Annotated in this window: 12 protein-coding genes; 1 reads left to right on the forward strand and 11 read right to left on the reverse strand. The window is 49.9% G+C overall.

Annotated elements, in window-relative coordinates; all coding sequences use genetic code 11:
* Positions 1-849: 849 nt before the first annotated feature.
* Positions 850-1,944 carry a hypothetical protein gene (locus GV64_RS24860; RefSeq protein WP_152554120.1) on the forward strand — a complete coding sequence of 365 codons (1,095 nt, stop codon included), beginning with the start codon at positions 850-852 and terminating at the stop codon, positions 1,942-1,944.
* Positions 1,945-2,147: 203 nt separating this feature from the next.
* On the opposite strand, the gene GV64_RS18275 is transcribed toward GV64_RS24860, so the two are convergent.
* The 11 genes from GV64_RS18275 to GV64_RS18325 form a co-directional block, all read right to left on the reverse strand.
* Entirely contained in the window at positions 2,148-2,420 is a 273-nt protein-coding gene (locus GV64_RS18275) for a hypothetical protein (RefSeq protein WP_020584940.1), read from the reverse strand.
* Between the two features lie 35 nt (positions 2,421-2,455).
* On the reverse strand, positions 2,456-3,334 hold the full coding sequence (locus GV64_RS18280) for an SDR family oxidoreductase (RefSeq protein ID WP_020584941.1): 879 nt from the start codon (positions 3,332-3,334) through the stop codon (positions 2,456-2,458).
* Between the two features lie 23 nt (positions 3,335-3,357).
* Complete coding sequence (locus GV64_RS18285; RefSeq protein ID WP_020584942.1) at positions 3,358-4,506, reverse strand: acetyl-CoA C-acetyltransferase; 1,149 nt, start codon at positions 4,504-4,506, stop codon at positions 3,358-3,360.
* Between the two features lie 20 nt (positions 4,507-4,526).
* Positions 4,527-5,600: an acyl-CoA dehydrogenase family protein gene (locus GV64_RS18290; RefSeq protein ID WP_020584943.1), complete on the reverse strand. Its 1,074-nt coding sequence runs from the start codon at positions 5,598-5,600 to the stop codon at positions 4,527-4,529.
* Between the two features lie 10 nt (positions 5,601-5,610).
* Positions 5,611-6,795, reverse strand: coding sequence for an acyl-CoA dehydrogenase family protein (locus tag GV64_RS18295; RefSeq protein ID WP_020584944.1), 1,185 nt, complete (start codon positions 6,793-6,795; stop codon positions 5,611-5,613).
* Between the two features lies 1 nt (position 6,796).
* Positions 6,797-7,648, reverse strand: coding sequence for an enoyl-CoA hydratase family protein (locus GV64_RS18300; protein WP_020584945.1), 852 nt, complete (start codon positions 7,646-7,648; stop codon positions 6,797-6,799).
* A gap of 41 nt (positions 7,649-7,689) precedes the next feature.
* Positions 7,690-8,766 (reverse strand): NAD(P)H-dependent flavin oxidoreductase, encoded by a 1,077-nt coding sequence (locus tag GV64_RS18305; protein ID WP_020584946.1) that lies wholly within the window; start codon positions 8,764-8,766, stop codon positions 7,690-7,692.
* Positions 8,766-9,662 (reverse strand): enoyl-CoA hydratase, encoded by an 897-nt coding sequence (locus tag GV64_RS18310; protein WP_020584947.1) that lies wholly within the window; start codon positions 9,660-9,662, stop codon positions 8,766-8,768. Before GV64_RS18310 ends, GV64_RS18305 begins: the two co-directional genes overlap by 1 nt.
* 77 nt (positions 9,663-9,739) lie before the next feature.
* A complete protein-coding gene (locus GV64_RS18315) occupies positions 9,740-10,561 on the reverse strand; it encodes an acyl CoA--acetate/3-ketoacid CoA transferase subunit beta (protein ID WP_020584948.1) in 822 nt (273 codons plus the stop codon).
* Between the two features lie 36 nt (positions 10,562-10,597).
* On the reverse strand, positions 10,598-11,473 hold the full coding sequence (locus tag GV64_RS18320; RefSeq protein ID WP_020584949.1) for a CoA transferase subunit A: 876 nt from the start codon (positions 11,471-11,473) through the stop codon (positions 10,598-10,600).
* Positions 11,474-11,591: 118 nt separating this feature from the next.
* On the reverse strand, positions 11,592-12,488 hold the full coding sequence (locus tag GV64_RS18325; RefSeq protein ID WP_020584950.1) for a VOC family protein: 897 nt from the start codon (positions 12,486-12,488) through the stop codon (positions 11,592-11,594).
* Positions 12,489-12,511 lie beyond the last annotated feature (23 nt).

Genomic DNA, 12,511 nt, shown 5'->3' on the forward strand with positions numbered 1-12,511 from the left:
AATCAGACCCTGGTGATCCTGGAGAGCTATCGAAACCCTTATATTACTCAGACTCTGCTAATGACTCTCCTGGCAGGAGAGATGGGAAACATTAGAGAAGGTCGATATCACTGCATGAGCATGCATTCCTGCAGTATTCTGTTAGAAATGGTCCATCGCTTGAAAGTCCCAAAAAACAGCAGCTGTCTGAATGTTTTTGACAGGACAGTGTTTACGAATTCTGTCTGTTTAGCGGCAATAAGTCAGCTTTTTCTGGATAATCTCATTGGCCGACAGCTGGATCTGCTTATTTTGGATCCGAAAAGCGTTATTCAACAGCTAATGGAACAATATAAGTTGATGGCTGATCAGTATCAGGGAGATCGTTTAAAGCGACTGTTGCTCAATCACGTCAGTGAAGAAGGCAATCCTGAATTTAATAAAATCGATCAACTATGCCACTCATTACTCTTAAATGAAGTCTATGTCATTAGTGAAGTACTACAGAGAATTCGCAGCTATCACCATTATCTGATTAATAACCCAGACTCTCCATTCCCTGACAATGAACCGTACTTACCTCGTTGCCTGAGTGCTCTGTATCTGTTGTCATGTCGGGCGATAAATGATGGCTGTTCGGCTAATGAGTTCAACGATATTTTGGAGGCATACGAGATCTTTCAAATGACAACCTGTGAAGACCAGGCAAATTTATTGAAGGTATCCATTCTGGCCAACCTTTCTGAAACTCGGCAGGACTGGCAGGAAGCTATTACTCTGTATCAGATAATGTTGAATGATCTCCCACAGGAAGTTCCGGTTTATGAGCCCCTTCTTCATTGCCTGGAACAGTGTGGTCGATATGACCAAATGCATGAAGTTTGCCTTCAAGCTATGGCTTTCTTTCAGAAGGCTAATATCCCCATAAAGGTACAGTATTTTGAGCGAAAGGCATTTTGGATCCTGACATTAAAAAAATCTCATGAAAACCTAGCCTCTCCAATTGTAGGACAAACTGGAGTGATACCTTCACAATCATTGGATCCCCCCCCCCGAATTCATGAAGTTCCTGAAGATATAGACCAGCTGCTCATTTTTCTTGGCGAAGAGTCTACTCCAACTCAAGCATCAGTAAGACCCAAAAACAGGAAAAAAAAAAAACGGCCGCATGGCCATACAACCCAGGATTTACCCCCTGCCAAATTACTGGAAGTAGACCAGGTCACCAAATACAAGCCGGCAGCCGTGCATGTTTCGCACTGCCCTACAGAAGTGATCTGTATTGGTGAAAGTCGAAAAGCCCCTCTCCCTCCCACCAAAGTAATAACACCTGTTATGGGTTTGACAAATAATAGAAGGCTCGGTGATGATTTTATTGCCAAAAGCGCCTGGAGTCATTTTCAAGATTTGCAGGATATTAATAATGACATCAGTTTGTTTTTGGGGAAAAAACGTAAAAAGGAAGCTCAACAACAAGCTCGCCAGGCCATAAAAGCATACCCAAAAGATTCATGGTTGCAGCACAGCGCTGGGTGGACCTTCTACCTGGCTGATAACCTCGTGCAGGCGAAGCAGTGCTTTTTCCATGGGTTATCACAGTGCCTTTATGACTATAAAGACATCCAGCCAATGCTGAATCAGTGGAAACAAAAACCCAGAGCTCGGAATTTCATGGACCTTTCAACGGCAATCACCAATCTAAATATTACCACCGGCAGCGAAACTGCATTGCATGTATCTGCATTTTTAAGGTCGTTAGCTCATGTGCTTGACAAGGAAAATGACACAGATAACAGCAAGTTCCTGCGTGATCTGTCAAAAAGACTCAATCCAGAAAGAGAAAAACAGAAAAAGAGTCCTACTTTTAATAAAAAAATTGAACTTGTTAGCCAACAACTATTTTCTGCTTTGAAAAAAAGCATTTATGATGATCAGCATAGTCTCCAAGGTATGCTGCTTTCATGATCAATATAGGCAGTTGCCAGTTTTATAATCCGCGCCTGAAAATATAATACCTTACAAATGACCTGCATACTGACTGGGATAAATATAGATGTAGAATTCAATAAACAACTAGAAAAACTGCAGCGATAATATAGGGCATAGTAGTTAGAAAGCCGGTTTTATATGGACTGACTCAATACCTCAACCAGCCCTTGTAATAAGTATCAGCGTTTGAAGGAACTATTTTTCTGTGGATCACCCTTTAATACCGACTGACAGATATTGACCGGCATATTGGTCGATACCATCTTACCTTCCACATAACAAACCGATGAGGGAATCCCACCAGTTGCTGAAGCAGCACCAGCCATCAAAGAAAGGGTAACGCCTAACGCAAAGGAAGATAGTTTTTTCATAGGACTGTCCATAGTGTTAAGAATGATTGCAGACAGACCAATACTCCCTGTGCGATAACTGCACATCGGAACTGCCTGCATTTGATGATGCCTGCTGAATACAGGCTCGTCCAGTATCAGGTGCCGTATACCTTCTGGGCAGGCACAGCTTCAGCCACCAGCTCGGCAACTGCACTGCCAACTTCTGATGGTTCCCAGCGTGCACCCTTGTCTTTTTCGGGGCCACGACGCCAGCCATCAGCAATCGAGATCTTGCCACCTTCCACTTCAAAGAGCTTACCGGTCACATTGGCACTCTGTTCTGAGCCCAGCCAGACCACCAGGGGAGCCACATTTTCCGGAGCAAAGAAGTCGAAGCCATCTTCAGGCTTTTTCATCACATCAGCAAAAACGTCCTCAGTCATGCCGGTGCGTGCAGCTGGAGCCAGACCATTTGAAGTAATGCCGTAACGAGCCAGCTCAGCCGCCTGAACCAGCGTCAGGGAGGCAATACCACCTTTTGCTGCAGCGTAGTTTGACTGACCAATGGAACCCTGAAGACCAGCACCGGAGCTGGTGTTAATGATACGGGCACTGACGGCTTTACCGCCTTTAGACTGCTCACGCCAGTATTTAACCGCATGACTTGCAATACAGAAATGTCCCTTCAGGTGAACCGCCATCACGGCATCCCAGTCGGATTCTGACAGGCTGGCAAACATGCGGTCACGACAGATTCCGGCATTATTCACAACCACATGCAGATCACCAAACGCATCGATGGCCTGCTTCACAATCAGGGCAGACTCTTCATAGTCGGTAATGTCATTGGTATTAACCACCGCGTCGCCACCAGCTTCTTTAATGGTCTCTACGACATCCGATGCCGCTTTCTCATTAATATCATTAACAATCACCCTGGCACCTTCGGCAGCAAAACCCAGTGCATAGGCCCTGCCCAGTCCACCACCGGCACCGGTCACAATCACAACACGGTTTTCACAAATGGCCATCATTTAATCCCCTGTTATTATTCTTTTTACAGTCGTTCAATAATCGTGACATTGGCCTGACCACCGCCTTCACACATGGTTTGCAGCCCGAAGCGACCACCCGTACGTTCCAATTCATGCAGCAACGTGGTCATCAGCTTGGTACCAGTAGCTCCAAGAGGGTGTCCAAGCGCAATTGCACCACCATTGACGTTTGTTTTCTGATGATCGTAGCCAGTCTCTTTCAACCACGCCATGGCAACAGAGGCAAACGCTTCATTGATTTCCACCAGGTCAATCTGATCCAGCGTCATGCCCGCCTTTTTCAATGCATACTCAGTAGCAGGAATTGGAGCCGTTAACATCCAGATAGGATCAGCGGCACGAACACTCATATGATGAATTCGAGCTCGAGGTGTCAGATTGTATTTCTTCAGAGCTGCCTCTGAGACAATCAGAACGGCAGAAGAACCATCACAGGTCTGGCTCGACACACCGGCAGTGACTTTTTCACAACCAAACAGGTAATCCAGTTCAGCCATTTTCTCCAGAGTGGACTGTCGAGGCGTTTCATCAACAGACACACCTTCCATTGGTACAATCTCTCGACCGAAGCGCTGCTCTTCAATCGCCTGAAGTGCACGTCGATGGGACTCCAGAGAGTAACGCTCCAGATCTTCCCGTGAAAAACCCCAATGGTCAGCAATCATCTGGGCAGACTTGAACTGCGTGGGCGGCTCAGCGCCATAGCGTTCAACCCAGCCTTTTGAGCCAGAGAAAGGGTCAGTAAACCCCAAGGGTTCCGCCGCCATCATTGCTGAAGAGATGGGAATCTGGGTCATGGTCTGAACACCACCGGCAATCACCACATCCTGCGTTCCACTCATAATGGCCTGAGCAGCAAAATGAACCGCCTGTTGGGAAGAACCACACTGACGGTCAATGGTGGTTCCGGGAACCTCTTCAGACAAGCCCGCTGCCAGCCAGGCTGTGCGGGCAATATCCCCCGCCAGAGGGCCAATAGTATCGACACAACCAAAAATAACATCGTCGTATTCATTATCCGGAATACCGTTACGCTCGACGATGGCCTTTAACACATGAGCGCCAAGATCAGCTCCGTGCACATGAGCTAAACCACCTTTACGCCGCCCCGTTGGAGAGCGGACAGCATCAACAATATACGCTTCTGGCATTATTCTTATCCCCTCGGAGCCTATGCGAAAGTACTTCCAGCACCCAGCTGAGCTTCGTCAGCCAATATAAACTGCTTAATACGCTGCTTATGGAAACCCTGTGTTCCGTAAGAAGAAGCCAGAGCCCAGGCCCGCTTCATAAAGATCTGCAGATCGACTTCCCAGGTATACCCCATGGCACCATGAGACTGGATACCATTTTTCGCCCCGAGCATGGCTGCATCGGTGGTCACCAGACGGGCATGAGATACGTCTTTAGCGCGGCTGTTTAAGCCATAAGCAACCGAGTAAGCTGCTTTATAGAGGGGTGACTTGGCAAACTCAATCTGCACTGCCACGTTGGACATCAGATGCTTCACTGCCTGAAATGAACCAATGGGCTTGCCAAACTGTTTGCGCTCAAAGGTGTAATCAACGGACAGATCCACCATTTTTCTGGCCAGACCCAATTGCTGTGCAGCAACCGCCAGTGCACCACGATCCAAGGCATCCTGCCATAACTGCTTTCCGGCAGTGCCATCAGCAATCCCAGCTCCTGAAATAAGAGTTTCAGTGGATGGTGTCCACTCAACAGTGAACAGTTTACGACTGGGGTCAACGGACGGATTTTCTGTCAGCTGAACCTGTCCCTGGGACAGCGCATGCACCTCATCGCCATTGGCAAGAAGCAGAAGGTCTGCAACATGAGCATCGGGAACCAGAGGATTATCCGGATGGCCAACAGCGACACGAGCCTCGCCAGTCGCAATTCGGCTCAACCAGGACTCTTTAAACTCAGCCTGTTCATCGCCCAGGCTGCTTATTAGTGGAACTGCAACCATCACCGTTTCAACAAGGGCTTCTGGCAAAGCGGTATAACCACACTCTTCAGCCAGCAGCACAAAGTCCAGTTCATTCATGCCAAGGCCACCAAATGCCTCAGGCACGGTCATCGCGGTCAGGCCGAGTTCAGCCAGCTGCCCCCAAAGCTCACTGGAACGGCCAGTATCGCTTTCCCAGAGCTCACGAATTCTTTCCGGTGTGACTTCATTGGTCAAAAATGACTTCACACTGTCGTGGAACATCAGTTGATCTTCAGTAAAAGTAAAATTCATTGCTGCACCCTCACGCTCTGGGCATGCCCAGCATACGCTCGGCAATGATATTACGTTGAATTTCGTTGGTACCGGCATAGATCGGACCGGCCTGTGAAAACAGGAAACCATCCAGCCATTTACCCACCTCGCCTGCGGCTGGGGCATGAGGCCAGAGTTCGGCTCGTGCCCCCAGAATACTCATGGCGGTTTCATGCATTTTCTGATCCAGTTCAGACCAGAAAATCTTATTGGTTGATGACTCAGGGCCAATCTTTCCACCCTGTACCAACCGGGATGCGGTCATGTAGGTATTCAGGGTATAAGCTTCAGCATCCATCCAGGCTTTCATCACCGCATCGCCAACAGCAGGATCAATATCTGCAGAGCTCTTTATTTCGCTGTGGCCGAGGTTAGCCTTGTAAAGCTCAACCAGTCGACGGGCCGTCTCCTGAAAACGGGCAGGAGAACGAAGCATCAGACCACGCTCAAAACCGGCAGTGGACATGGCGACATGCCACCCCATGCCTTCACCACCCAGAACGTTTTCCACCGGAACTTTAACGTTGTCAAAGAAGATTTCAGCAAATCCTGGCAAGCCATCCAGCTGTGGAATTGGGCGTACAGTGACGCCTTCTGCGTCCAGAGGCACAAGAATAAAAGTCAGCCCTTTGTGACGACTGGATTCAGGATCGGTACGAAAAATACCGAAGGTCCAGTCTGCCCATACCGCCCGGGTCGACCAGGTTTTCTGGCCATTAATGACATAATGGTCGCCTACCCGCTCGGCCTTTGAGCGAATGGCCGCCATATCTGAGCCTGCACCGGGCTCAGACCAGCCCTGGGCCCAAACCTCTTCACCAGTAGCCATCTTTGGCAGGAAGCGAGCCTTCTGCTCTTCTGTGCCAAACTCCATCAACGTAGGGCCAAGAAGGAAGATACCGTTTTGATTAACCCTCGCCGGTGCGCCGGAACGGTAATACTCTTCTTCAAAAATCAGCCACTCAATCAGGTCACAGCCACGGCCTCCGAGAGCTTCTGGCCAGGTCACCATGCCCCAGCGTCCATCATTCAGCTGGGCTTCCCACTCACGGTGCTGACGAAAGCCTTCTTCCGTATCAAAGGATTGCAGAGGCTGCGCAGGTACATTTTGAGCCAGCCAGTTGCGCACTTCCTCACGGAAGGCGTTTTGACTGTCGGTATAACTAAGATCCATATTACGCCTCCGTGGCTTCCTTAGCGTTTGCGTCTTTTGACGAGAACGATGCATCTCGTTTTTCAACAAATGAGTCTCTGGCCTCCTGAGAGTCCGGAGAGGTATAAGCCTCCAGAGTAAAACCCTGTTCCCAACGATATTTCGCTTCAAGGCTGCCATCTTCAATGCCGGTCAGCGCTTCTTTTGCCAGCTTGATCATTTTTGGACTTTTGGCCGCAATCTTGGTCGCTATTTCACGAGCGGTATCCAACAGCTGATCTTTTGGGACAACCCGCTCCACAGCACCAAGTCGATAAGCTTCCTGGGCATCAATCATGTCACCGGTAAAATACATGTAACGCACTTTCTGAACCGGGAACATTCTCTGCAAATGGGCACCACCACCCATGGCTCCACGGTCGACTTCCGGCACACCAAAGCGTGCACACTCTGAAGCAACAATGATGTCAGCCGCACCGGAGATACCGATACCACCACCAAGAACAAAGCCATGTACCGCCACAATGACCGGTTTGGGATTCAAATGGATCGCTTCAAAGGTGTCATAGTTACCCTTGTTCACTTTAACGATCAGGCTTCCATCTTCTGCCAGCTCTTTAATATCAACACCGGCACAGAAGCCCCGACCTTTGGCACCGATGATAATCACACGCACTTCGTCGTTTTTGCCCAGCGCTTCTATCTCAGTGGCAATATCAGCCCAGCCCTGACTGGTGAATGCATTGACAGGCGGGTGATCAAAAATGAGTTCTGCAACCCCCTGCTCGATGGATACATTAAATGGTTTGCTCATTATTCTTATCTCAATGTAGGCCGGTTCCTGATGGGAGCCGACGATATAGACTGCAATCACTTGCCGGCTCCAGACTGAGAGCCGACCTACGCTGAAGCGCTTTACGCTGGCTCAACAGCCTTAACTTTTTCCAGGCTGTTCAGCCTGGCCATTTGCTGCCGGGCTTCCTGCATGATTTCCTGAATCAGCTCTTCACAGCTCAGCAGACTGTCAATAGCTCCAGCTACCTGTCCGGCCGGCAATACGCCTTCACTCGGCCGCCCATCCACCATGGCCTTCTGAATCACCATTGGCGCATTGGCCGCCATAATGGTCTGCGCTGCGGTCATCTGGCCTTCCCCTCTCATTTGCAGGGCCGTTTTCAACAGGCTGACCACGGACATGCCCGTGTATTTTCTGAAAGCCAGACCATTTTTGATCGCCAGAATCAATTTTTTCAGAGCCCCGGCCTTTTCCAGCTCTGCCAGGAATTCATTGGTGATCATTCGCTGAGGCATACCATCAATGGCCTTACTGACAATAATGCTGCCCGGATTGCTGGTTTTTACATAACGATCGAGTGTGGCTGCCGGCACGGGACTGTCTTTGGTCATCAAAAAGCGGGTTCCCATGGCAATGCCTTCTGCCCCGTAGGCAAGGGCTGAGATCAGGCCTTTTCCATCCTTAAAGCCACCCGCCGCAACAACCGGTACATCCAGCGCATCAACCACCTGGGGTAACAGAATGGAGGTCGGTACCGATCCAGTGTGACCACCACCTTCACCACCCTGAACCGTGACCGCATCAGCGCCCATCTCTACCGCTTTGATGGCATGCTTGAGTGCCCCAACGGTCGGAATACAGACGACACCTGCATCCTTTAGCTGAGCCACCATTTTCTTACCGGGCGAACGGCTGTAGCTGACAGCTCTGATGCCATGACGCACCACCATGTCGACAATCTCAGCTGCATTGGCCTGATACATATGAAAGTTCACACCAAAAGGCTTGTCCGTCAGCTTTCGGGTTTCAAGAATGGCTGCCTCCATTTCTTCTGGAGGAATCGTGGCGCCGGCCAGAAAACCAAAACCACCAGCATTACAGGTTGCAGCCACCAGTTTTGGGTCTGCGACCCAGCCCATGGCAGTCTGTATAACCGGATACTGGCAGCCCAGTAATTTCGTCAGACGGGTCTCCATTATGCCTCCGCCTTCTTTTTATCTTTTGACGTTTCCCGCTGGGATGCCGCCATGGATTTGCCGTCAAACCCTGCCAGACGATCACCGGAAACCAGGTCATTGTGGGAGTGAGCGAAGTGATGAAGACCGAATACCATGTCCATGGTCGTACGCTTGCCCATCAGGTCTTCCGCATTGTTCACAGCCTGCTTGGTGAGCTGAAGTCCCAGACGAGGCATTTTGGCAATACGGCCAGCAATCGCGAGAGTTTCCTCTTTCAGATCTTCCCGGCTGACTACCCTGTTAAGCATCCCCATCTGATAAGCTCGCTCTGCAGGCATCCGCTCACCAAGAAAGAGAAACTCCTTGGCAATTCTCGGATTCAGTTCATGTACATGAGCAAAATACTCAACGCCGGGAATGCCCATTCGAACAACAGGGTCTGCATAAAAAGAGTCATCAGAGGCAACAATCAGGTCACAGACCCAGGCCAGCATCAGGCCACCTGCAATGCAGGCTCCCTGAACCATGGCAATGGTTGGCTTGGGAATTTCCCGCCAGCGACGGCACATTCCCAGATACACTTCGTGCTCACGGGCATAGAGAAATTCACCACCGGGCTTATTGGTGTGGTCATACCAGAGGCTGGCACGATCAAATGTCTTATCCACGTCCCGACCGGGAGTACCGATATCATGACCGGCAGAAAAGTGCTTGCCAGCACCGGCCAGAACAATCACCTTAACGTCGTCATCATCACTGGCGCGCTTAAAAGCCGCATCCAGCGCATAGGTCATCTTTGAGTTCTGGGCATTGTTATATTCAGGACGGTTCATGGTGACAATGGCTACACCATCACGAACTTCGTACAGAACGACATCCTGGCTGCTGGTTTCTTCGGAATTGATATCTGTCATCGCCTGGCTTCCTCTTATACTTCTTATTCTTTCCCACTACCGTTTAATACCCCGCCCAATGAAGAGCGAAGTACGCTTTACTGACGACGATCTCCGGGTGGATTGTCCTTGAGCTGTCTGGCCCTGAGGTTGTGTGGGTCAAGCTGCCTGATAACGTCAAGCTGCGCCTGGGTAGGCGCTGCAGTCACCGGAATGTCTCCATCAACAATGACTTCAAAGCCGGTATTTTCCAGAACCTGTTCTACTGAGACACCAGGATGGGTACTAACCAGACGAAGCTGATGATCCGGACCATTCCAATCCATCACGCAGAGATCTGTAATCACCAGTCGTATATCAATGTCATCCAGTGAGTACCCTTTAGGCAGCCTTTGTGGGTTGTAACCAATGGACGCCACTACGTCACATTCGCCCTCTACAAAGACACGTTTATTGTGACTGGGTACAAAGAAGCTATTGGCGTGACTGATGGAGTTACCGGGAAATCCACGAACGCCCAGCATCTGTACTTTTGGTTGCTCATAGGTGCCACCCAGTGCGGAAATGTTGGCCTGACCATAGCGGTCAACCTGGGTAGGGCCGACCATTGCATGGCGCTTGCTGCTCCAGACATTGTCAAAAATTCGGGAGAACCCCATCCAGGTTTCATTCTTCTGGACGAAACCCTCTTCACGATTCCCAACCGGATTTGGTTCAGAAAGCAACCAGGCCTCTGAGTCAGTCATCATCAGATCAGGATTAAAGGTTTTCATAGCCAGACTGGCAGCCAGACGGGGGATCAAACCGATGCCTGTGGCCAGTACTTCTCCGTCATTCCGAAAGGCTTCTGCCCCGGCACAGATCATCAGCTCAGCGAGTGAATACTCAGAGGCTGCACTGTCATTGACCGGATTCGTCATAATCTACTCTCCATAACAGCTCAAGGCTGACTTCAATTAATAAACCGGCAACGGCAGTTGCTTGATCGCTTCCAGACCACCGACTTTGGTCTGGTACTCTTCTTCACTGTTGTTTTTAATAAACTTCTCAAAATAGGTCTCGAAACCGCCCTCTTTTGCTGAAGCGTTGTATTCCTTGAAGTGGGGAACATCATAACCATACAGTGGTGCACACGACGTTGGATGAGCGCCACCCGGCTGCAGGCATACACCACTGGTCATGGAGCGTTCCCAGAATACGTAGCGAGACTCTTCCGGATTATTGAAGTAATCCGCATCCACCAGCTCATCACAGGTTACGAAGGTCTTCTCGGCTGCCCGAGCAAACCAGTCATCCATATAATGATCGGAGCCCTTAATCTGGCATACACCACGTTCATCAGCACGGTCGGCGTGCAGGAGAGAGACATCCAGCTTCAAGGCAGGCATGGCAACCCACTCTTTTTCATCATAAGGGCTGTCAATCACCTTGATTTCTGGATTGACACGAACGACATCAGTACCCAGTCCGATACGGGTAGGAATATATGGGCATCCCCAGGCAGCAGCTCTCAGACCCAGCAGCAGCATCCCTTCATCAATTTCCATGACGTCAATCTCACCCTTTTGGCGAGCCTGACGGAAGTAGGGCTCGAGCGGAATAAAGTCGAGAGAAACGAACGCAAAGACAACCTTCTTCACTTTACCCGCAGCACAGAGCATACCCACGTCTGCACCGCCATAGGCGACGACTGTCAAATCTTTTAGGTCTGAACGAAGAATCTCACGAATCAGAGCCATTGGCTTACGTCGTGGGCCCCAGCCCCCGATTCCGATGGTCATACCGTCCTGCAGTTCAGCAACAATGTCTCCAGCGGTCATGCGTTTGTCCATGAAGTACACCTTTTATTTGTCTGACACTTCCCGCCACCCGCTCCCTGCCGCCCGAAAAAGATAAATAGATTGCTTTTACGGGCAACGGGAAGCGGGCAGCGGGCGGCGAATAAATCTCTTATTTAAAGCCCACGCTGAAGTCATGACCCCAGTGACTGACAACAGTGCTTTCAAAGGCTGTGTGCTTATCCCAGTCCATAACACGGCCACCACAGCCATATTCCATGTCGAAGCCGGAAGGCGTCTTCATGTAGAAAGAGGTCATTTCATCGTTGGTATGACGCCCAAGCGTTGCCGTCAGCTTGATGCCATTGGCAACCATACGGTCCATCGCCCGGCCCACTTCGTCCATATCACAGACTTCCAGCATCATATGTACACAGCCAGAGGGTACCGGAGCTTCAAAAATCGCCAGAGAATGGTGACGTCCATTATTACAGTGCATGAAGTGCAGGCGCTTTTCCGGCTCATTAGGATCATCGGTAAAGCGAACGGTCATTAGGTCAGAGAGACCAAAACCGAGAACATCAGTGTAAAAAGAACGACATTTGTCAAAAGCCGGTGTAGGCAATACGGTATGTCCAAGACCCAGCCCCTCAGAAACAAACTCTTTTACACCCACAGGAGAAATAAAGCGGGCAAAGTCCTGCTGAGGCCCCCAGAAAATTTCATGACGATTACCATCCGGATCAGAAAATTTAATCAGCTCCTGCACCTTTCGGGCTTTGGCTTCTTCCGAAGTACCGTGAACCACCTGCACATCGGCTTTTTCCAGATCACTAATGGCTTCCAGGAAAGCGTCAGGACCTGAAACTTCCCAGCCACTGACGCCATAACGATCCTGATCAGACTTTTCCACAAGAATTCGATAGTTACGGTCATCCATTTTCAGATACAGCGTATTGTCATCAGAATCCTCAGTCAGCATCATTCCCAATACCTGGGTTCCATACTGGCGCCACTGATCCAGATCAGTTGACTCTGCGGTGACATAGCCAAGTCCGCGAATATCCATAACACCTGTTCCTCTGTATCTTC

This window comes from Endozoicomonas elysicola (assembly GCF_000710775.1).
GTDB lineage: Bacteria > Pseudomonadota > Gammaproteobacteria > Pseudomonadales > Endozoicomonadaceae > Endozoicomonas > Endozoicomonas elysicola.